21 protein-coding genes, 1 pseudogene and 1 other annotated feature are annotated in these 19,565 nt (G+C 56.2%); of the genes and pseudogenes, 9 read left to right on the top strand and 13 right to left on the bottom strand.

Features of this window, described 5'->3' with window-relative positions; translation table 11 throughout:
- The first annotated feature begins 6 nt into the window (after positions 1-6).
- The 3 genes from oppC to oppF are packed head-to-tail and all read left to right on the top strand — an operon-like array spanning position 7 to position 2,938.
- Positions 7-915: an oligopeptide ABC transporter permease OppC gene (gene oppC, locus E0E17_RS16820; RefSeq protein WP_130835143.1), complete on the top strand. Its 909-nt coding sequence runs from the start codon at positions 7-9 to the stop codon at positions 913-915.
- Between the two features lie 11 nt (positions 916-926).
- Positions 927-1,940, top strand: coding sequence for an ABC transporter ATP-binding protein (locus E0E17_RS16815; RefSeq protein ID WP_130835142.1), 1,014 nt, complete (start codon positions 927-929; stop codon positions 1,938-1,940).
- Positions 1,937-2,938 (top strand): murein tripeptide/oligopeptide ABC transporter ATP binding protein OppF, encoded by a 1,002-nt coding sequence (oppF, locus tag E0E17_RS16810; RefSeq protein ID WP_130835141.1) that lies wholly within the window; start codon positions 1,937-1,939, stop codon positions 2,936-2,938. The genes E0E17_RS16815 and oppF overlap by 4 nt, the downstream gene beginning before the upstream one ends.
- Positions 2,939-3,113: 175 nt before the next feature.
- Here the strand turns inward: oppF and E0E17_RS16805 are convergent, their stop codons facing one another.
- On the bottom strand, positions 3,114-3,437 hold the full coding sequence (locus tag E0E17_RS16805; RefSeq protein ID WP_130835140.1) for an HI1450 family dsDNA-mimic protein: 324 nt from the start codon (positions 3,435-3,437) through the stop codon (positions 3,114-3,116).
- 47 nt (positions 3,438-3,484) lie between these two features.
- Entirely contained in the window at positions 3,485-4,945 is a 1,461-nt protein-coding gene (gene cls, locus E0E17_RS16800) for a cardiolipin synthase (RefSeq protein ID WP_130835139.1), read from the bottom strand.
- A gap of 160 nt (positions 4,946-5,105) precedes the next feature.
- Here cls and E0E17_RS16795 point away from each other — a divergent pair, with 160 nt between their 5' ends.
- Positions 5,106-5,279: a YciY family protein gene (locus tag E0E17_RS16795; RefSeq protein WP_130835138.1), complete on the top strand. Its 174-nt coding sequence runs from the start codon at positions 5,106-5,108 to the stop codon at positions 5,277-5,279.
- Between the two features lie 148 nt (positions 5,280-5,427).
- Positions 5,428-5,616: a cold shock small protein YmcF gene (gene ymcF / locus E0E17_RS20470; protein WP_130835137.1), complete on the top strand. Its 189-nt coding sequence runs from the start codon at positions 5,428-5,430 to the stop codon at positions 5,614-5,616.
- Between the two features lie 413 nt (positions 5,617-6,029).
- Here ymcF and E0E17_RS16785 read toward each other — a convergent pair whose 3' ends face one another.
- On the bottom strand, positions 6,030-6,326 hold the full coding sequence (locus tag E0E17_RS16785; RefSeq protein WP_130835136.1) for a YciI family protein: 297 nt from the start codon (positions 6,324-6,326) through the stop codon (positions 6,030-6,032).
- Between the two features lie 202 nt (positions 6,327-6,528).
- Here E0E17_RS16785 and tonB point away from each other — a divergent pair, with 202 nt between their 5' ends.
- Positions 6,529-7,278 carry a TonB system transport protein TonB gene (tonB, locus tag E0E17_RS16780; RefSeq protein WP_207302063.1) on the top strand — a complete coding sequence of 250 codons (750 nt, stop codon included), beginning with the start codon at positions 6,529-6,531 and terminating at the stop codon, positions 7,276-7,278.
- 33 nt (positions 7,279-7,311) lie between these two features.
- Here the strand turns inward: tonB and E0E17_RS16775 are convergent, their stop codons facing one another.
- From E0E17_RS16775 to E0E17_RS16765, 3 genes are all read right to left on the bottom strand, one after another.
- A complete protein-coding gene (locus E0E17_RS16775) occupies positions 7,312-7,848 on the bottom strand; it encodes a septation protein A (protein WP_130835135.1) in 537 nt (178 codons plus the stop codon).
- Positions 7,849-7,911: 63 nt separating this feature from the next.
- Positions 7,912-8,646: a YciC family protein gene (locus E0E17_RS16770; RefSeq protein ID WP_130835134.1), complete on the bottom strand. Its 735-nt coding sequence runs from the start codon at positions 8,644-8,646 to the stop codon at positions 7,912-7,914.
- Positions 8,647-8,674: 28 nt separating this feature from the next.
- Positions 8,675-9,091, bottom strand: a complete 417-nt coding sequence (locus E0E17_RS16765; protein WP_130835133.1) for a YkgJ family cysteine cluster protein — start codon at positions 9,089-9,091, stop codon at positions 8,675-8,677.
- A 245-nt stretch (positions 9,092-9,336) separates the two neighbouring features.
- Here E0E17_RS16765 and ompW point away from each other — a divergent pair, with 245 nt between their 5' ends.
- Positions 9,337-9,969 carry an outer membrane protein OmpW gene (ompW, locus tag E0E17_RS16760; RefSeq protein WP_130835132.1) on the top strand — a complete coding sequence of 211 codons (633 nt, stop codon included), beginning with the start codon at positions 9,337-9,339 and terminating at the stop codon, positions 9,967-9,969.
- 44 nt (positions 9,970-10,013) lie between these two features.
- Here the strand turns inward: ompW and E0E17_RS16755 are convergent, their stop codons facing one another.
- The 6 genes and pseudogenes from E0E17_RS16755 to E0E17_RS16725 all read right to left on the bottom strand — a co-directional run bounded on the left by E0E17_RS16755 (position 10,014) and on the right by E0E17_RS16725 (position 17,031).
- The gene (locus E0E17_RS16755) at positions 10,014-10,328 is read right to left on the bottom strand and encodes a BON domain-containing protein (protein ID WP_130835131.1); all 315 of its coding nucleotides are present in this window, start codon (positions 10,326-10,328) and stop codon (positions 10,014-10,016) included.
- Positions 10,329-10,472: 144 nt separating this feature from the next.
- The gene (gene trpA, locus E0E17_RS16750) at positions 10,473-11,276 is read right to left on the bottom strand and encodes a tryptophan synthase subunit alpha (protein WP_130835130.1); all 804 of its coding nucleotides are present in this window, start codon (positions 11,274-11,276) and stop codon (positions 10,473-10,475) included.
- A complete protein-coding gene (trpB, locus tag E0E17_RS16745) occupies positions 11,276-12,466 on the bottom strand; it encodes a tryptophan synthase subunit beta (protein ID WP_130835129.1) in 1,191 nt (396 codons plus the stop codon). The genes trpA and trpB overlap by 1 nt, the downstream gene beginning before the upstream one ends.
- Before the next feature lie 45 nt (positions 12,467-12,511).
- Positions 12,512-13,873: a bifunctional indole-3-glycerol-phosphate synthase TrpC/phosphoribosylanthranilate isomerase TrpF gene (gene trpCF, locus E0E17_RS16740; protein WP_130835128.1), complete on the bottom strand. Its 1,362-nt coding sequence runs from the start codon at positions 13,871-13,873 to the stop codon at positions 12,512-12,514.
- Positions 13,874-13,875: 2 nt separating this feature from the next.
- A pseudogene (gene trpD, locus E0E17_RS20465) lies at positions 13,876-15,469 on the bottom strand (bifunctional anthranilate synthase glutamate amidotransferase component TrpG/anthranilate phosphoribosyltransferase TrpD).
- The gene (locus tag E0E17_RS16725; protein WP_130835125.1) at positions 15,469-17,031 is read right to left on the bottom strand and encodes an anthranilate synthase component 1; all 1,563 of its coding nucleotides are present in this window, start codon (positions 17,029-17,031) and stop codon (positions 15,469-15,471) included. Before E0E17_RS16725 ends, trpD begins: the two are co-directional and overlap by 1 nt.
- Positions 17,032-17,054: 23 nt before the next feature.
- Positions 17,055-17,160, bottom strand: a sequence feature (Trp leader region).
- Between the two features lie 159 nt (positions 17,161-17,319).
- Between E0E17_RS16725 and rnm the strand changes: the two genes are divergently transcribed.
- Both rnm and E0E17_RS16715 read left to right on the top strand, forming a co-directional pair.
- On the top strand, positions 17,320-18,204 hold the full coding sequence (gene rnm / locus E0E17_RS16720; RefSeq protein ID WP_130835124.1) for an RNase RNM: 885 nt from the start codon (positions 17,320-17,322) through the stop codon (positions 18,202-18,204).
- Between the two features lie 12 nt (positions 18,205-18,216).
- Positions 18,217-18,837 (top strand): L-threonylcarbamoyladenylate synthase, encoded by a 621-nt coding sequence (locus E0E17_RS16715; protein ID WP_130835123.1) that lies wholly within the window; start codon positions 18,217-18,219, stop codon positions 18,835-18,837.
- 9 nt (positions 18,838-18,846) lie between these two features.
- On the opposite strand, the gene E0E17_RS16710 is transcribed toward E0E17_RS16715, so the two are convergent.
- Entirely contained in the window at positions 18,847-19,494 is a 648-nt protein-coding gene (locus E0E17_RS16710) for a S1 family serine peptidase (protein WP_130835122.1), read from the bottom strand.
- Positions 19,495-19,565 lie beyond the last annotated feature (71 nt).

Here is a 19,565-nt window from a genome sequence, read left to right as displayed (position 1 = left end):
CTCGCCATGCTACTGAGTAAGAAAAACAGCGAAGCTCTTGATGCTTTTAGTGAAAAGCTGGAAGTCGAAGGGCGTAGCCTGTGGCAGGACGCACGTCGTCGTTTTATCCATAACCGTGCGGCGTTGATCAGCCTGCTGGTGCTGCTGCTGATTACGCTGTTTGTGATTTTGGCGCCGCTGTTATCGCCCTTTGCCTATGACGATACCGACTGGGGCATGATGTCTGCGCCGCCGGATACCACCTCGGGTCACTGGTTTGGTACGGATTCGTCCGGGCGCGACCTGCTGGTACGTGTCGCCATTGGCGGACGCATTTCGCTGATGGTTGGTATCGCTTCGGCGCTGATCGCGGTGATTGTCGGCACCCTCTACGGGTCGGTTGCCGGCTACCTCGGCGGCAAAACCGATTCGGTGATGATGCGTATTCTGGAGATCCTGAACTCCTTTCCCTTTATGTTCTTCGTAATCCTGCTGGTGACCTTTTTTGGCCGCAACATTCTGCTGATTTTTGTCGCCATCGGCATGGTCTCCTGGCTGGATATGGCGCGTATTGTGCGCGGGCAAACTCTTGGTCTGAAGCGTAAAGAGTTCATCGAAGCGGCGCAGGTAGGGGGCGTCACTACCGCCAGTATCGTATTGCGCCATATCGTACCCAATGTACTGGGCGTGGTGGTGGTTTACGCCTCGCTGCTGGTGCCGAGCATGATTCTGTTTGAATCTTTTCTCAGCTTCCTGGGACTCGGCACCCAGGAACCCCTGAGCAGCTGGGGCGCACTGCTCAGCGACGGCGCTAACTCTATGGAAGTCTCGGCATGGTTGCTACTGTTCCCGGCCGCTTTCCTGGTGGTTACGCTGTTCTGTTTCAACTTTATTGGCGATGGCCTGCGTGATGCCCTCGACCCGAAAGATCGTTAAGGAGTTTCCCGATGACTATTCATGAATTTCAGCCGACGCCGGCTGCCGCTGCGGGAAACGAACAGCTGCTGGAGGTCAAAGATCTACGCGTCACTTTTTCTACCCATGATGGCGATGTGACGGCGGTGAACGATCTCAACTTCGCGTTGCGCGCGGGTGAGACGCTGGGCATTGTGGGCGAATCCGGCTCCGGGAAATCGCAAACCGCCTTTGCGCTGATGGGGCTGCTGGCGAAAAACGGGCGCATCAGTGGTTCTGCCCGTTTTAACGGTCAGGAGATCCTCAACCTGCCGGAAAAGGCGCTGAACCGGCTGCGTGCCGAGCAGATGGCGATGATTTTCCAGGATCCCATGACCTCGCTGAATCCCTACATGCGCGTAGGCGATCAGCTGATGGAAGTGTTGAAGCTGCACAAGGGCATGAGCAATGCACAGGCGTTTGAAGAGTCGGTGCGTATGCTGGATGCGGTGAAAATGCCGGAAGCGCGCAAGCGCATGAAAATGTTTCCCCATGAGTTTTCCGGCGGGATGCGCCAGCGCGTGATGATCGCCATGGCGCTGCTCTGTCGTCCGAAACTGCTGATTGCCGATGAGCCCACCACGGCGCTCGATGTCACCGTGCAGGCGCAGATCATGACACTGCTGAACGAGCTGAAGCGCGAATTTAATACTGCCATTATTATGATTACCCACGATCTCGGCGTGGTGGCCGGGATCTGTGACAAAGTGCTGGTGATGTATGCCGGACGCACCATGGAATATGGCCGCGCGCGCGATGTGTTTTATCAGCCGGCGCATCCTTACTCTATCGGCCTGCTGAATGCGGTGCCGCGTCTGGATGCGGAGGGGGACGCGCTGATGACCATTCCGGGGAATCCGCCCAACCTGTTACGTCTGCCGCAGGGCTGTCCGTTCCAGCCACGCTGTCCCTATGCGATGGATATCTGTGCCAAATCACCGCCCCTTGAGCCTTTTGCTGAAGGCCGGCTGCGCGCCTGCTTCAAGCCGGTGGAGGAGTTAGTATGAACGCCACAGCTGAGAAAAAAGTATTGCTCGAAATCGCCGATCTGAAAGTGCATTTCGATATCAAAGATGGCAAACAGTGGTTCTGGCAGCCAGCCAAAACCCTGAAGGCCGTGGATGGCGTCAGCCTGCGCCTGTATGAGGGCGAGACGCTGGGCGTCGTCGGGGAGTCGGGCTGCGGGAAATCCACACTGGCGCGCGCTATTATTGGTCTGGTGAAGGCGACGGATGGCCGCGTGGCCTGGCTCGGACGCGACCTGCTCGGGCAGAGCGCCGAAGAGTGGCGTAAGGCGCGTAGCGATATCCAGATGATTTTCCAGGATCCGCTGGCCTCGCTGAATCCGCGGATGACCATCGGCGACATCATTGCCGAACCGCTGCGTACCTACCATCCGGAGATGTCGCGTCAGGAGGTCAAAGATCGCGTCAAAGCGATGATGATGAAGGTGGGGTTGCTGCCCAACCTGATCAACCGCTATCCCCATGAGTTTTCCGGCGGCCAGTGCCAGCGTATCGGGATTGCCCGCGCGCTGATCCTTGAGCCGAAACTGATTATCTGTGATGAGCCGGTGTCGGCGCTCGATGTGTCGATTCAGGCGCAGGTGGTGAACCTGCTGCAGCAACTGCAACGCGAAATGGGGCTGTCGCTGATTTTTATTGCTCACGACCTGGCGGTGGTGAAGCATATCTCCGATCGCGTGCTGGTGATGTATCTCGGTCATGCGGTTGAGCTGGGGACCTATGACGCGGTCTATAACGACCCGCAGCATCCTTATACCCGTGCGCTGATGTCGGCGGTGCCGATTCCCGATCCCGATCTGGAAAAGAACAAGCAAATTCAGCTGCTGGAAGGGGAACTGCCGTCACCGATCAATCCGCCATCCGGCTGCGTTTTCCGTACGCGCTGTCCGATTGCCGGACCGGAATGTGCGAAAACCCGACCGCTGCTGGAAGGGAGCTTCCGTCACGCGGTCTCCTGTCTGAAGGTTGATCCATTATAACGGGCAGAAAAAAGCCGGGTGGATAACCCGGCTTTTTCACATCACTTCTTTCCCTGACCTTTCCCTCACCCGGCAGGAGAGGGGAATGGCGTGTGCGGCTTTCCCGTGAGGGAGAAGGACGCAAAGGCGTGACTTATTCACAAGGCGGAAAAACGGGCAGCATGCCCGTTCTGCGTTATTCGCGCCAGAGAATATGGCACAGCTTATGGTCTTTCTCGCGGCAGAGCAGGATACGGGCAAACACATCGGTGATCGGTTCGCCGTCTGCTTCGCCCAGACCAATCACCACTTCTGAGAAAAAGTCAGGGTTGATGTCGAAATCAACATGCTCCTGCCAGTCTTCTGACGGGTCAAACAGCTCGGCACCGCCACGCTCTTCAAACTGTAAGTTGAAAAGGATGATATCTGCCGGATCGAGATTATCGCCTGCCAGCTCAAGAAAAATATCGTAAGCCTGTTCCAGGGTTTCATCTTCAGTAAGGCGATTATTTAAATCCATGATCTGTCCTGTACGCCGCTTGCGGGCATTTAACAATTTCGCTCGTTTTACAGCAAAGGACTGAAGAAGTAAAACAGTCGTTCAACGATACGTTGCCACCAGGCACGTTTCGCCCAGCGCCGGGCGTCCAGCAGGCGTGAACGCGCAATATAATCGTCCTGAACGCGCGCAAGATCGCTGCCAAAACCGGCATCATCCACCACCAGCGTAATCTCAAAATTGAGCCACAGGCTGCGCATATCCAGGTTAACGGTGCCGATCAGGCTCAGCTGCCCGTCAACCAGCACGCTTTTGGTATGCAGCAAACCGCCTTCAAACTGATAGATTTTCACCCCCGCCTCCAGCAGCTCGCTAAAGAACGCCCGGCTGGCCCAGCCCACCAGCAGGGAATCATTATGTCGTGGCACAATAATACTGACATCCACGCCGCGCAGCGCTGCCGTACAGATCGCATGTAACAGGTCGTCGCTGGGCACAAAATAGGGCGTGGTCATAATCAGTTGCTCGCGCACGGAATAGACCGCGGTCAACAGCGCCTGATGGATCATATCTTCCGGAAAACCCGGGCCGGAGGCGATCACCTGGATGGTATGGCCGCTCTCCTGCTCAAACGGCATAATGTTGCTGTCCGGCGGCGGCGGTAAAATACGTTTGCCGGTTTCAATCTCCCAGTCGCAGGCGTACACAATCCCCATGGTGGTCGCAACCGGTCCTTCCATGCGCGCCATTAAATCGACCCACTGACCAACGCCCGCCTCCTGCTTGAAGAAACGCGGATCCACCAGATTCATACTGCCGGTATAGGCAATATAGTTGTCGATAAGCACCACTTTGCGGTGCTGACGCAGATCCATGCGGCGCAGAAACACACGCAGCAGACTGACTTTCAGCGCCTCGACCACATCGATACCGGCGTTACGCATCATGCCCGCCCAGGGACTGCGGAAAAAGGCGACGCTGCCCGCTGAGTCCAGCAGCAGGCGGCAATGGACGCCGCGCCGTGACGCCGCCATCAACGCTTCGGCCACTTCATCCGCCAGCCCGCCCGGCTGCCAGATATAAAACACCATCTCGATGTTGTGGCGTGCCAGCTGAATATCGCGGATCAACGCCAGCAGTACGTCATCGGCACTGGTCAGCAGCTGCAGCTGATTGCCTTTCACGCCCGCGATGCCTTGCCGGTGCTGGCAGAGCTGAAACAGCGAACGCGCCACATCGCTGTGCTCAGTGGCGAAGATATGGCGGCACTGCTTTAGCTCATTCAGCCAACGCGCGGTTGAGGGCCACATGGTACGCGCCCGCTCGGCGCGGCGCTTACCCAGATGCAGTTCGCCAAAGGAGAGGTAAGCGATAATCCCCACCAGCGGCAGGATGTAGATAATTAACAGCCAGGCCATGGCCGACGTCACTGCACGCCGCCTCATCAGGATGCGCAACGTAATACTGGCAATCAGTAACCAGTATCCGAACACCAGCAACCAGCTGACAAGCGTGTAAAATGTGGTCATGTAAGTGGACATCCTGTTCGCGCTTTGATGGAGAAAGTGTACGTGCAGACGCGCAGCAACGAAACCCTTAATCGTCGCACGTTATCGATAAGAAATCCGACTTGGCATTACGCCGCGGCGTTCTATAATGCGCCGCGTAAATGCAGCAAAAGAGGATGTCATGAGACGTAGCAGAAATGAAGTTGCCCGCTGGAGAATGTTGCGTCAGGCTACGCGGCGTCGCGCCCGCTGGCTGGAAGGTCAATCACGCCGCTACAAGCGGATCCACGCGATTCGTCATCAACTGGCTCAGCAGCAGCGTCGCTCGATTCTGTTTACCACCCAACATCTGTAAAACGAAGGCACAGTCGGTGCCTTCGTTTGTTCTGTGGCCAGCCTTGCCTGCAACACATTGCGGGCAAGGCTGGCTGTACGCTTTTTCGCAAGATAAAACAGACGGCAGGCGAAAAAGGTGTTAAGGTGGATTTTCTTACAGCAACAAAATGAAGGTTTTTATCTTAAACGTAAAATTCAAATGCCCGTGCTGTCACGGTCATCAGTATCGCCTCTCCGTGTTCGACGTCTCCCGCAACAATCCCCATGGCGCAGTCTGCATCTTCTGTAAATCAGTGATGAAGGCAAGCCCCCGGTCGGCTGTCAGCATGGCACATAACACACCCGTTTGCGCGTAAACGCGCATACAACTTCTCAGGCGTCAGGTTAACTCCCTTTCTGGTACATTACCAAAGTGGAACTGAATGATTGTTACACTATCCTGGCTAACTGCACAGGGTAATTACATAATCAGGTACAGGCCGCCGACCATGACGCTGACAGATAAAATATGCATTAATTCAACCATTTCCTCTCTCCTTTCCTTGCGGATACACTTCTAAGTCAAGAGCAAAATTGCCGAATGGTCAAAAAATTTACATTGATAAATTTTATCGGTTTTCGGTGGCGTCTGCGGTCCGGCGTGACAGGGCAATGAGGTTACGGGAAACGCCACAGCAGGCAAGGCAAGGAAGAAAGGGCGGGAAGCGCGGGTCTTTTCGCCCTGTTCATGGCAGTCAGACCCGCTAAAAGATGATTGCGGGAGGTGGCATTAAAAGGTGCGGCGGAACGGCTTCACCGAAACTTGTTTATACACCCCGGCGGCAATATAAGGGTCATCTTCTGCCCAGGCTTGCGCCGCTTCCAGTGAAGGAAACTCTGCGATAATGGTTGAGCCGGTAAAACCCGCTGCGCCCGGATCGTTACTGTCTACTGCGGGCATCGGCCCGGCGACGATTAAACGACCTTCATCCTGTAACATCTGCAGGCGCGCCAGATGGGCAGGGCGCACGGCCGTCCGTTTTTCCAGTGAATCGGCATTGTCTTCCGCATAAATGACATAAAGCACGTTAGCACTCCCGTTAGCTTTCTGATTTTGCCCACACGTTATGTGATTGTTAATCGAAGTGCAAACGAAACATCAAACTGACCGATGCTGACGCATAAAGGGCTAAAGAAAGGGTTTTTATGCGGTGGTGATTTCGCCTGTTATTGTAATTGATTGCTATTTGCATTTAATATTGACGCCTCACTCAATTAACACGATTGTTATGACGACGCTGACTACTCCTTTTCCAAAACGTGCGCCTGTATCTTTATTGCTTTCCGTTATCCTGCACGGTACAGCCATTGCCGGTTTACTTTACGCCTCGTTTCATCAGGTTATTGAAGTGCCAAAAGCGTCGCAACCGATTAGCGTTTCCCTGGTGGCTCCGGAAGTTCAGCCAGAGCCGGCACCGGCCGTGCAGCCGCCTCCGGAACCGGAGCCGCAGCCAGAACCCACTCCGGAACCGGAACCTGTGGCAGAGCCACCGAAGCCGGAGCCGGTACCGGTGCCGCTACCGCAGCCCAAACCCAGGCCGAAGCCCAAACCGAAACCGGTGAAAAAGCAGGAGTCGCCGAAGCGCGAAGTCAAACCGCGTCAGGAGCCGCGTCAGCAGGCCAATCCGTTTGATCATAGCGTGCCCGTGACGCAGAACCGACCTGCGACTGCGCCAAAACCGTCAACAGCGCCTGCGCAAACCACGGTGTCGAATGGTCCGAAAGCGCTCAGCGTCAGTAAACCCGGCTATCCGCAACGCGCGTTCGCTTTGCGTATAGAGGGACGTGTGCGGGTACAGTTCGACGTGGACAGATCGGGGCGCGTGGATAATATCCGTATTCTCTCCGCCGAACCGCGCAACATGTTTGAGCGCGAAGTGAAGCAGGCGATGAAGAAATGGCGTTATCAGAGTGGACGGCCAGGGCAGAACCTGACCATGAATATTGTGTTCCGGATCAACGGCACCAGTATGGAATGACAAAAGGCGGTCAGATGACCGCCTTTTTTCCGCTTACTTTTCCTGTTGTGGCATCTGTCGCCAGATATAGAAGCCACTGAACAGCGTAAACAGCAACGTCAGCGCCGTCAGGCCAAATACTTTGAAGTTCACCCATACCGCCTGCGGCAGCCAGAAGGCGACGTAGATATTCGCCAGGCCGCAGAGCAGGAAAAAGAGCGCCCAGGCAATATTCAGGCGGCGCCAGGCACCTTCCGGCAGCTGCAGCTCTTTACCCAACATGCTCTGAATCAGCGGCTGTTTCATCCACCACTGGCTGTAGAGCAGCGCCAGCGCAAACAGCGAATAGATCACCGTGACTTTCCACTTGATGAACTCATCATTGTGAAACACCAGCGTCAGGGTGCCAAACACCGCGACCAGCACGAAAGTAAAAATGGTCATCTTTTCCAGCTTACGGTAGAGCACCCAGCTCACCACCAGGGCCAGCCCGGTCGCGACGATCAGCGCGCCGGAGGCGACAAAGATGTCGTACAGCTTGTAAAAAATGAAAAAAACCACCAGCGGAAGAAAATCGAGTAACTGCTTCATAATAATTCCAGTCAGGGCAGGAGCGTTAAGCCGGTGCGCCTGATCATTCAGGCGCACAGACCTTTAACGTAACAGCATATAAAGCCGGTACAGATAGATAATCAATATGGCTGAAACCAGATTACCCAGGGCATTCAGCACGATTGAGGCTACTGTCGCGGGCAATACCGTAAACGACGAGAAGAAAAACATCAGCACGATTTTTGCCAGCAGCCAGAGCACAATTGCTGGCGCGATCAGCCGCATATTCTTCCACGCCATACGCACACTGGCACGCATTGCCCCCATCACGCCCATCTTCTCACTGACCAGCATCACCGGCGACAGCGCAAGCAGAATGGCGAGCAGCACGCCCGGCAGCATCAGCACCATAAAGCCCAGCTGTACCAGCAGGGTGATCAGGAAGGTCTGGATCAGCAGCTTAGGCAACTGCGGGGCGGAAGCGCCGATGGCGCGCAGTGCACTGACGCGCTGACCGGCAGATACCATCGGGATCAGGCACAGCATGCCACCCAGCAGCAGCGTATTGCCGATCAGCGCGGCAAGCGTGCCCGCCGCAGAGGCGCGCAGCAGAACACGCTGCTGCTCTGGCGACATATTCTGCACCAGTTCAAACAGTGACGAGGCGCTTCCATCGCTTTGACTCAGCACGGAGAGCTGCCCGGCGTCAGGGGTCAGCGCATGGCCGATAATGACCGTAATGAAAGAGGCCACTAACGACATCAGCACAATAGTAACCAGCTGATGACGCAAAAAATTTCCTGTGTCACGGTATAACGAGCTTGCCGTGATAGACATGTACACTCCTTGAGGAAAACCGGGTTAATTAACCCGGCGATTGTACATGTTCTGGTGGGCTGCTGGCACCCAGACTTACATAACTTTCAGTTATGACAGGCAGAGAGGCGGCAGACAGCGGCGGCAGGCCATAACGCGCGCGGGCACGATCGCAGGCGTCGTTGTGAACACCGTTTTCGCCAGACATCATGAAATCGCGACAGGGCGTGGGACGCTGATCATAAATGCCACAGGAGACGCAGCCGCCCACCTCGCCCTGCAGCGCGACACAGCGCGGTGTAGACGCGTTTGTGCCGCGCATATTGCGCATAAACAGGTTCAGCGGCTCCGTCAGCGCAGCAGGGACCTTCCCGCCAGCATCATCCGCTTCAGCCCAGTAGAAAGAAACACGAAAGTGGGCGCAGCAGGCGCCACAGCTCATACAAGGGTTAAGGTTATTGCTCATTTGATCGCCCGCCACTCCTGAGGCATCGAACCAAAATCACCGGGGAACAGCAAAATAATCAAGCCGCTGAATCTGCGCAAGCGGATTTTTTCAACCCTGAGATCTGGCAACGTTGATCTAAATCAACCCACTGTTTATTAAACCTTTTATGCAGGATGTTCTGCGTGATTTTTGCCGCGTTTCGCGTTAAATCTGTCGCCAGAATTTTTTAGCGTAATCTCCATTTTCTCTGACAAGGGGTGAATATGAAAAGGACTGCACTGGCGGCCGCGATAGCGCTGCTTTTACCGGGTATGGCACTGGCGCACCAGGCCGGCGATTTCTTTATGCGTGCGGGCTCTGCCACGGTCCGGCCCACGGAAGGCTCTGACAATGTATTGGGGCTGGGGGGATTTGACGTCAGCAACAATACCCAGCTCGGCTTAACCTTTACCTATATGGCGACCGACAATATCGGCGTTGAGCTGCTGGCCGCCACGCCGTTCCGCCATAAAGTGGGACTGGCTGCCACCGGTACCCTGGCCACGGTGCGCCAGCTGCCGCCGACCCTGATGGCGCAGTACTACTTTTTTGACAGCCGCAGCGCGGTACGTCCCTATGTGGGCGTCGGGATTAACTACACCACCTTCTTTGACAGCGACTTTAACCAGACCGGGCGTGATGCTGGCCTGAGCGACCTCAGCGTGAAGGATTCCTGGGGCGTTGCCGGACAGGTGGGGCTGGACTATCAGATTAACCGCGACTGGATGCTGAACGCCTCGCTCTGGTATATGGATATCGATACGGAAGTGAAATTCAAAGCGAACGGCCAGCAGCAGAATATCAATACGCGTATTGATCCCTGGGTATTCTTTTTTGGCGCGGGCTATCGTTTCTGAGGGGACAACAGCCGGGCCGGTGCAGCGCCGGCCCGGCTGGAGGCTTACTTGATTTGCATATTATTGGTTACGGCTTTTACGCCTTTCACCTGACGGGTCACTTCTACCGCACGGCTCGCCATCTGCGGTGAAGAGACAAAACCGCTCAGCTGCACACGTCCTTTAAAGGTTTCCACGTTAATTTCTGTCGATTTCAACGTATCCTCTTTCAGCAGTTCAGCTTTGACTTTGGTTGTAATCACGGTGTCATCAATATAGCCACCGGTACCTTCCTGCGTTGAGGTGGGGGCACAGGCACTCAGCGTCAGCGCCATCACTGCCGCAGCCAGCATACCTGCAAAGACTTTGAATAATTTCATGGCTTTTCTCCCTGTCTCACAATGTCGTGCGTCGTCACCATAACGGCGCGCTTAAAGTGTGGTGCAGAAGAGAGGAAATGTACAAACCGGAGCTGTAAAAAAGCAGAAAAATCATGCCTTACCCGCAGGTAAGGCATCGGGAACTCAGCGCGTAGCTGCTTTCAGGGTGCTGACAAAGTTTTTCAGCTCAGCCAGCATCACGTCCGGCTGGTTATGGTGACGTTCAATGATCTTCACAATTGCAGAGCCGGAAATCGCACCCGCTGCACCGGCCGCCACTGCCTCTTTCACCTGACCGGGTTCAGAGATACCAAAGCCCTGCAACGGCGGCGCGGCATGGTATTCACGCAGTTTGGTAACCAGATGCTGTAATGGCATGCTGGCGCGATTCTCGGCACCGGTTACCCCGGCGCGCGACAGCAGGTAGGTGTAAGCACGGCCATGAGAAGCGATTTCCCGCAACAGATCGTCATTAGCGTTAGGCGGGCAGATAAAGATAGGCGCAATCTGGTGGCGCATCGCCGCCTGACGGAAGGGCGCTGACTCTTCCACCGGCACATCGGCAACCAGCACAGAGTCCACGCCGACCGCAGCGCACTGAGCATAAAAGTTGTCGATCCCCTTATTGAACACCAGGTTGGCATACATCAGCAGGCCAATGGGTAATTCCGGATATTTTTCCCGCACCGCCGCCAGTATTTCGAAGCATTGCGCCGTGGTAGTACCGGCCGCGAAAGCACGCAGCGTGGCGCTCTGAATAGTAGGGCCGTCCGCCAGTGGATCGGAGAAGGGAATTCCCAGTTCCAGCGCATCCGCGCCGCCTTCCACCAGGGCGTCAATAACCTGCAGGGAGAGCGCGGGAGAGGGATCGCCAAGGGTAACGAAAGGCACAAAAGCGCCTTCTTTGTTGGCCGCTAAACGTTGAAACAAGCGATCATAACGATCCATCAGATTTCTCCCTTCGCTGTTAAGATATCGTGAACGGTAAAGATGTCTTTATCTCCGCGACCGGAGAGGTTAACCACCAGCAACTGCTCTTTGTCCGGGTTCTCACGCATCATCTTCAGGGCGTGGGCCAGCGCATGGGAAGACTCCAGCGCCGGGATGATCCCTTCGCTGCGGCAAAGTTCTTTAAAGGCCGCCATTGCTTCATCATCGGTGATGGAAACATACTCGGCGCGGCCTGTGCTGTTGAGGTGAGCGTGCTGTGGCCCCACGGACGGGAAATCGAGACCGGCGGAGATGGAGTAAGATTCCTCAATCTGGCCTTCTTCGGTCTGCATCATCGGCGCTTTCATGCCGAAATAGATACCTACGCGGCCATGTTTCAGTGGCGCCCCGTGCTCGCCGGTTTCGATACCGTGGCCCGCCGGTTCAACGCCAATCAGGCCCACTGCGGTTTCGTCAATAAAGTCGGCAAACATCCCGATAGCATTAGAGCCGCCACCAACACAGGCGATCACCGCATCTGGCAGGCGGCCCTCTTTGCCGAGAATCTGCGCTTTGGTCTCCTCCCCGATCATGCGCTGAAACTCGCGCACAATGGTGGGATAGGGGTGCGGACCGGCGGCGGTGCCCAGCATATAGTGTGCGGTTTCGTAGCTGCCTGACCAGTCGCGCAGGGCTTCGTTACAGGCATCTTTCAGCGTGGCGGAGCCGCTGTGTACCGGGATCACCTCAGCACCCATCAGACGCATTCGGAAGACGTTGGGCGACTGGCGCTCCACATCTTTCGCACCCATATAGATGCGGCATTTCATGCCCAGCAGGGCGCTGGCGAGCGCAGAAGCCACCCCGTGCTGACCGGCACCGGTTTCAGCGATAATCTCATTTTTGCCCATGCGTTTAGCCAGCAAAGCCTGACCCAGCACCTGGTTGGTTTTATGCGCGCCACCATGTAGCAAATCCTCACGCTTCAGGTAAAGACGCGTTTTGGTGCCTTTGGTCAGGTTACGGCAGAGCGTCAGCGCCGTGGGACGTCCGGCGTAGTTTTTCAGCAGATCGGCAAACTCCGCCTGAAATTCCGGGTCACGCTGCGCGCTGACAAAGGCTTCTTCCAGCTGCTGTAAGGCTGGCATCAGGATCTGCGGGACATACATCCCGCCAAATTCGCCAAAATAGGGATTGAGTAAGGTCATTTTTTCATTTTCCTGTTTCCGGCCCGCCACAGACGGGCCTGCCAATCAATAAGCGCGCAGGGAGCGGAATACCGCCGCGAGTTTGCTGCCATCTTTAATGCCTGGCGCAGACTCCACCCCGGAGTTAAAATCCAGGCCCGCACAGCCCAGCCGTGCCGCTTCCACGCAGTTAGCGGCGCTGAGTCCGCCTGCCAGCATCACATTGCTTAAATCCTGCCCCTGCAGCAGCGACCAGTCAAAACGCTGACCGCTACCACCCCGGGCGTTGTCAAAGATATAACGATCCACATGCGGCCAGTCGCGCGCAGGCAGCGCTGAGTCAATACTCAACGCTTTCCAGATCTCTACCTGAGCAGGCAGCGCCGCACGTAACGCAGCGACATATGCAGGGTCTTCGTCGCCGTGCAGCTGCACCGCTGTCAGCGCCAGCGTCTCAGCAAGAGTGACAACGTCACTGATTTCTGCGTTGCGCACTACGCCAACATAGTTCAGCGGCGCGGCAGCCACCACACTCTGCGCCTGCTCCAGCGTAATCTGGCGCGGCGACCCGGCAGCAAAGATCAGACCGCCATAAATAGCGCCCGCTTCGTGTGCTGCACGCGCATCTTCCGCACGGGTCAGGCCGCAGACCTTGTTATCACCCAGCAGAACACGGCGCACTGCCAGGTTGAGATCGTTTTCGCCCATCAGCGCCGAGCCGATAAGAAAACCGTTGGCGTAATGGCTCAGCTCACGCACCTGGGCGTAACTGTGAATACCGGATTCGCTAATCACCGTCACGCCGTGGGAGAGGCGCGGCGCCAGCTGACGCGTACGTTCCAGATCGATGGAGAGGTCACGCAGATCGCGGTTATTGATACCCACCACTTTCGCTTCCAGCGCAATGGCGCGCTCCAGCTCCGCTTCGTTGCTGACTTCGGTCAGCACGCCCATTTTCAGGCTGTGCGCCACGGCAGCCAGCGCGCGATACTGTTCATCATCCAGCACCGACAGCATCAGCAGAATGGCATCCGCCTGATAGTAACGCGCCAGGTAGATCTGATAAGGGTCGATAATAAAATCTTTGCACAATACCGGCTGGGTCAGGGCTGCACTGACGATGGGCAAAAAGTCGAAGCTGCCGTGAAAATATTTCTCATCTGTCAGAACGGAAACCGCAGAGGCATGATGACGATACACTGCCGCGATGGCCGCCGGATCGAAATCTTCGCGGATCACCCCTTTCGAAGGTGACGCTTTTTTACACTCCAGAATAAAGGCCGTGCGGGGTCCCTGCAGTGCCGCGTAGAAGCTGCGCGTGGCAGGTTCTACCTTATCCTGAAAGGTGGCCAGCGGCTGTTGCGCTTTGCGCGCTGCGACCCACACCGCTTTATCCTGAACAATTTTGTGAAGTACGGTTTCCTGCATGGTTATCCTCGTGCTGCCAGTGCAACCACACGCTCGTATGCCTGACCGCTACGAATAGCCGCCAGCGCGCGCTGTGCGTTGTCTCGCAAATCCTCATTACCGAATACTTTCAGAAGCATCGCAACATTGATAGCGACCGCTTCCTCGTGCGCCTGCTGGCCTTTACCCTGGAGCAAACGGCTGAGAATGTCACGATTTTCTTCCGGTGTACCGCCCGCAAGCGCCTCTTTGGGATGGAAGTTAAGACCGAAATCTTCCGGCGAGAGCTGGTAACTGGTGATTTCCCCTTCGCGCAGTTCCGCCACCTGAGTGTTGCTGTGTAGCGCCACTTCATCCATACCGCCGCCATGCACTACCGCCGCACGCTGATAGCCGAGCACTTTCAAGGTCTGGGCAATCGGCAGCACCAGTTCCGGATGATAAACGCCGATCACCGCCAGCGGCGGGCGAGCCGGGTTAATCAGTGGGCCGAGCACATTAAACAGCGTACGCGTTTTCAGCTGCTGGCGTACTGGCATCGCATGACGGAAACCGCTGTGGTACTGCGGCGCGAAAAGAAAGCAGACGTTAAGTTCATCCAGCGCGCGGCGTGCCTGTTCTGCGGGCATATCGAGATCGATACCGAACGCCGCCAGCAGATCGGAGGAGCCCGACTTGCTGGAGACGCTGCGGTTGCCGTGTTTGGCCACTTTCAGACCGCAGGTGGCGGCCACAAAGGCGCTGGCGGTAGAGATATTAATGCTGTTGCTGCCGTCGCCGCCAGTGCCGACAATATCCGCAAAGGCATAATCGGGGCGCGGGAAAGGTTTCGCATCTTCCAGCAGCGCCGAAGCGGCACCGGCGATCTCTTCCGGGCGCTCGCCACGCACTTTCATGGCGATTAACGCGGCGGCAAGCTGTGTGGGTTCCAGTTGTCCGGTAATAATAGCGCTGAACAATTGATGGCTTTCTGCCTGACTCAGCGTCTGTGCCTGATAAAGCTTTTCCAGTATCGGTTGCATGTGCATATCTCTGTTATTTCGCCAGCGCCCAGGCCAGCGTCTGCTCCAGCAGTCGTGCGCCCTGAGTGGTAAGAATGGATTCCGGATGGAACTGGAAGCCACAGACCCGGTCGGCCTCGTGGCGTACGGCCATCACCATGCCGTTAAAGCTGGCGTTTACCGTCAGTCCGGCGGGGATATCGCTGCCGACCAGCGAGTGATAGCGGGCGACCGGCAGCGGATTGCTCAGCCCGGCAAACATCGCGGCGCCATCGTGGGTAATCGCCGACGCTTTACCATGCAGAATTTCGCCCGCCTGGCCGACCTGACCGCCATAGGCTTCCACAATCGCCTGATGCCCGAGGCAGATACCGATAACCGGCAGGCGGCCACGGATTTTCTGCAGCAGCGCCGGCATACAGCCCGCATCTGCCGGTGCGCCAGGGCCAGGGGAGAGCATCAGTACCGGATTTTCCATGCTCTCCAGCTTCGCAATCAGAGTGTCAGCGGGCACGTTATTACGGTAGATCACCACGTTGTGACCAAAGGTGCGCAGCTGATCAACCAGGTTATAGGTAAAAGAGTCGAAATTATCGAGCAGCAGGATATCGGCCATCAGAACATCTCCTTACAGTGGTGCGCCGTGGCGATGGCACGCAGCACGGCACGCGCTTTATTGCGGCTCTCGTCCGCTTCCGCCTGTGGTTCAGAGTCAAGCACCACACCGGCACCCGCCTGTACGGTGGCAACGCCATTTTCTACCCAGGCAGAGCGAATCACGATGCAGGTATCCAGATCGCCGTGCGCGGTGAAATAGCCCACTGCGCCGCCATAACTGCCGCGCCGCGTACCTTCGGCTTCAGCAATCAGCTGCATGGCGCGGACTTTCGGTGCACCGCTCAGCGTGCCCATGTTCATGCAGGCGCGGTAAGCGTGCAGTACATCAAGATCCGCACGCAGTTTGCCTACCACGCGCGACACCAGATGCATGACAAAGGAGTAGCGATCAACCTTGGTCAGGTCCGCCAGATAACGGCTGCCCGGCTCGCAGATGCGCGCCAGATCGTTACGCGCCAGATCCACCAGCATCAAATGCTCCGCCAGCTCTTTATGATCGGTACGCATTTCCAGTTCAATACGGCTGTCAAGGTCACGATCCAGCGTGCCATCCGCGTGGCGACCGCGTGGACGGGTACCGGCGATAGGGTAGATTTCAATCTGACGGGATGTTGCGTCATATTTCAGCGAACTCTCGGGCGAGGCGCCGAACAGGGAGAAGTCGCGGTCCTGCATAAAGAACATGTACGGGCTGGGGTTGCTGTGTTTCAGCGTCTCATAGGCAGCCAGCGGCGAAGGACAGGGCAGCGAGAAACGACGCGACGGCACCACCTGGAAGATTTCTCCCACACGAATGGCGTTTTGCATACGACGCACAATCTGGCCAAACGCTTCGTCGCTCTGGTTACAGCTCAGCGTCATCTGCTCCATGGTCTGTACCGGCAGCGCCGGCGCAGGCTGCTGCATCTGGCCGTGCAGCTGTTCAATGCGGCCCTGCAAACGCTGAAACTCGCTGGTTGAAGGCACAAACAAGCTGGCCTGCAGACGGGCGCTGCGTTGCTGGTGATCGATCACCAGTAAGGTTTCTGCCAGATAAAAGCAGTAATCCGGGCAGTTCTGCTCATTTTTCAGCGCAGGCAGCTCTTCAAAACCCGCCACCAGGTCGTAGGCAAAAAGTCCACCCAGCAGCATCGCTTCACGCTCATCCTCGGGCACTCTTACCAGCGTGGGGATCAGGCGCAGTGCATCAAATACTGACAGCGATTGCAGACGTGAATCTTCATCCTGTACGCTTTCGGTCTGGGGAAAATAGAGCTCACGGCCATCGGGACGTGCTTCAGTTCTGACGCTCTGCGGCAACGCCGCATCCAGCAGCGGCAGCAGGGCGCGGCCATTTTCCGTCAGTGCCTGCACCGTGACGCAATTGCCCAGTGCGGTAATACGCAGCGCGCTGTCAACGATCAGCAGGCTTTTCAGGTTGCGCTTGCTGTCGATATCCGCAGATTCCAGCAACAGGGTAGCCGGACGTGATCCGCATAACTGATGAAATACTGCTGCCGGATCTTCGCGGTAAGGCGCGGTGCCGGTAATCAACTTCAATCCTGGTGTCGCATTAGCCATGATGAATTCTCTGAATTTCGCTCAAAAAAAAGCCCGCTTTAATGGCGGGCTCAGGTATCTGCACAGCGTTTAAGCAAATTGTGCACGACAGCGTCGCCCGATATCGGGAGAGCCGCGCCACCAACCCATTAACAGTGAATTAAGCGTTGTCATGATGAAATACCCGTTGCCCGTGAACTGAACTTGTGTACTAGTTAACTGGTTCAGCGGCAAAAAGTCAATACTCTTTTTCACCGAAAGGCAAAATCGTTATCATGCCCGACAGAATATTATTCAGCGGGAGTTATCTTGACGGAAATTTCACGTTTTCCTCTTTATGATTTACACAGCCATACCCTGGCATCCGACGGATTATTGACCCCGGAAGCACTGGTACAACGCGCAGTGACGATGCGGGTCGGGGTGCTGGCGATTACCGATCATGACTGCGTGGCGGGGGTGGCCCCGGCTCAGGAAGCCGTGGCGCGTCTGGCGCTACCGCTCAGCATTGTGCCTGGCATTGAAGCCTCCACCTGCTGGGAAAATCATGAAATCCATATTGTGGGCTTAAATATCGCTACGGCTCACCCGGCGATGGTCAGTTTTCTGGCGGCGCAGAGCGCGGCGCGGCAGGCACGTGCCGTATTGATTGCAGAACGTCTGGCGAAAGCGCAGATCCCTGATGCGCTGGAAGGGGCACAGCGTCTGGCGGCAGGCGGCATTCTGACGCGTGGTCACTTTGCCCGTTACCTGATCGAGATCGGCCGCGCTGGGAACATGGCGCAGGTATTCAAACATTATCTCGCCCGGGGCAAAACCGGTTATGTGCCGCCGCAATGGTGTACAATTAAACAAGCCATTGATGCAATTCATCATTCTGGCGGCTATGCGGTACTGGCGCACCCGGGGCGCTATGGCCTCTCGGCGAAATGGCTGAAGCGCCTGATCGCGCATTTCAAAGAGGTCGGCGGAGATGCCATGGAAGTGGCGCAATGTCAGCAGGCGCCTGATGAGCGTCGTCAGCTGGCGCAGTATGCACGCGACAATGGACTTGCCGCTTCCCAGGGGTCCGATTTTCATCAACCCTGCCCGTGGATCGAACTGGGCCGCAAGCTTTGGTTACCGGCGGGCGTCGAGCCGATTTGGGAACGTTTTCCTGCGCTGGCACCGGCTATCAACGACACGGAAAGGTGACACGAGGTTTTTATGAGTCAATTATTTCATATCCATCCCGATAATCCCCAACCGCGCCTGATCAAACAGGCGGTGGATTATCTGAACAAAGGCAGTGTGATTGTCTATCCGACCGATTCGGGATATGCGCTGGGTTGTCGGCTTGAAGAAAAAAACGCCATGGAGCGTATCTGCCGTATTCGCCAGCTGGATGAACAGCATAATTTCACGCTGATGTGTCGTGATTTGTCGGAATTGTCCATTTATTCTCACGTCGACAACAGCGCTTTCCGTCTGATTAAAAACAATACCCCAGGCAGCTACACCTTTATCCTGAAGGCGACCAAAGAAGTACCGCGCCGTCTGATGAACGAGAAGCGTAAAACGATCGGTCTGCGCGTGCCCTCCAACCCGGTCGCGCTGGCGCTGCTGGAGGCGCTGAATGCGCCTATGATGTCGACCTCGCTGATGCTGCCGGGCAATGACTTTACCGAGTCGGACCCGGAGGAGATCCAGATGAGTATCGGCAAACAGGTCGATCTGATCATGCATGGCGGGACGCTCGGTCAGCAACCCACCACGGTGGTGGATCTGACCGATGACTCGCCGGTGATCGTGCGTGCCGGTGTCGGAGACACGCGCCCCTTCCAGTGATGTTTGCAGTCAGACACCTGTGGCGGGTGTCTGACCGAGATTCTCTTCCAGCCAGTTTTTGAAATCGGCGTAGGGAATATAGAGCGAGACATCTTTCAATATTACTTTCCCGTTGCGGCGCTGCTTAATCTCGTTGCTGTAGCCGACAATCACTCCGCTCAGCGTTGCGTCTGCGTTATAAACGCCGCCGCCCGACATGCCCTGTACCACCCCCGCATTTGACGCCATCGCCAGGCAAGGGCTTTTATTCCAGCGATTGCGAATAGCGGTGCGCGCCAGATTAACGCCCGACGATTCAACCGGCAGGGCGGAAATAAAACTGTAACCATACATCTTTACCCGATCGCCGATCTCACTGCTGCGAAATCGGGCCAGAGTATCAGCATCATTTTTATGATAAATAAGGGCGATATCGCAATAAGGGTGCCAGGCTTTAACGCGCTGAACGGCATATTTCGCCACATGCGCAGCGGTCAGACTATATTGCGGGGTAACAGGAATGCTGGTGCCCAGGGTGCCCAGACCTAAAATCGTCGGAATGCCGGTTACGCTCATGTCGACATGCTGCAGCGCATCCCGGCTGTAGCGGGTCTGGCCCACAGAGCAACCGCTCAGCGCCAGCACCGCGAGCGCTGATAATAAAGCGATTTTTTTCATGATATTAACTTTTAATAAGCATGTCGTTAAATTTCCTGGTGAAGAAATTGACATACTAATGCCAGCTCATC

Origin of the sequence: [Erwinia] mediterraneensis, from assembly GCF_900604315.1 — a bacterium.
GTDB lineage: Bacteria > Pseudomonadota > Gammaproteobacteria > Enterobacterales > Enterobacteriaceae > Pantoea > Pantoea mediterraneensis_A.
Note: the sequence above shows the minus strand (reverse complement) of the source record. Positions and strands in the feature narration are given on the sequence as shown.

Bases quoted from the DNA above. Each gene is read 5' to 3' on its own strand.
- cls (WP_130835139.1), bottom strand. From the start codon at position 4,945: ATGACCACATTTTACACGCTTGTCAGCTGGTTGCTGGTGTTCGGATAC.
- E0E17_RS16710 (WP_130835122.1), bottom strand. From the start codon at position 19,494: ATGAAAAAAATCGCTTTATTATCAGCGCTCGCGGTGCTGGCGCTGAGC.
- ymcF (WP_130835137.1), top strand. From the start codon at position 5,428: ATGAAGGTTTTTATCTTAAACGTAAAATTCAAATGCCCGTGCTGTCAC.
- tonB (WP_207302063.1), top strand. From the start codon at position 6,529: ATGACGACGCTGACTACTCCTTTTCCAAAACGTGCGCCTGTATCTTTA.
- E0E17_RS16815 (WP_130835142.1), top strand. From the start codon at position 927: ATGACTATTCATGAATTTCAGCCGACGCCGGCTGCCGCTGCGGGAAAC.
- trpCF (WP_130835128.1), bottom strand. From the start codon at position 13,873: ATGCAGGAAACCGTACTTCACAAAATTGTTCAGGATAAAGCGGTGTGG.
- E0E17_RS16770 (WP_130835134.1), bottom strand. From the start codon at position 8,646: ATGTCTATCACGGCAAGCTCGTTATACCGTGACACAGGAAATTTTTTG.
- E0E17_RS16755 (WP_130835131.1), bottom strand. From the start codon at position 10,328: ATGAAATTATTCAAAGTCTTTGCAGGTATGCTGGCTGCGGCAGTGATG.
- E0E17_RS16775 (WP_130835135.1), bottom strand. From the start codon at position 7,848: ATGAAGCAGTTACTCGATTTTCTTCCGCTGGTGGTTTTTTTCATTTTT.
- E0E17_RS16795 (WP_130835138.1), top strand. From the start codon at position 5,106: ATGAGACGTAGCAGAAATGAAGTTGCCCGCTGGAGAATGTTGCGTCAG.
- oppC (WP_130835143.1), top strand. From the start codon at position 7: ATGCTACTGAGTAAGAAAAACAGCGAAGCTCTTGATGCTTTTAGTGAA.
- E0E17_RS16765 (WP_130835133.1), bottom strand. From the start codon at position 9,091: ATGAGCAATAACCTTAACCCTTGTATGAGCTGTGGCGCCTGCTGCGCC.
- oppF (WP_130835141.1), top strand. From the start codon at position 1,937: ATGAACGCCACAGCTGAGAAAAAAGTATTGCTCGAAATCGCCGATCTG.
- E0E17_RS16715 (WP_130835123.1), top strand. From the start codon at position 18,217: ATGAGTCAATTATTTCATATCCATCCCGATAATCCCCAACCGCGCCTG.
- ompW (WP_130835132.1), top strand. From the start codon at position 9,337: ATGAAAAGGACTGCACTGGCGGCCGCGATAGCGCTGCTTTTACCGGGT.
- E0E17_RS16805 (WP_130835140.1), bottom strand. From the start codon at position 3,437: ATGGATTTAAATAATCGCCTTACTGAAGATGAAACCCTGGAACAGGCT.
- trpA (WP_130835130.1), bottom strand. From the start codon at position 11,276: ATGGATCGTTATGATCGCTTGTTTCAACGTTTAGCGGCCAACAAAGAA.
- trpB (WP_130835129.1), bottom strand. From the start codon at position 12,466: ATGACCTTACTCAATCCCTATTTTGGCGAATTTGGCGGGATGTATGTC.
- E0E17_RS16725 (WP_130835125.1), bottom strand. From the start codon at position 17,031: ATGGCTAATGCGACACCAGGATTGAAGTTGATTACCGGCACCGCGCCT.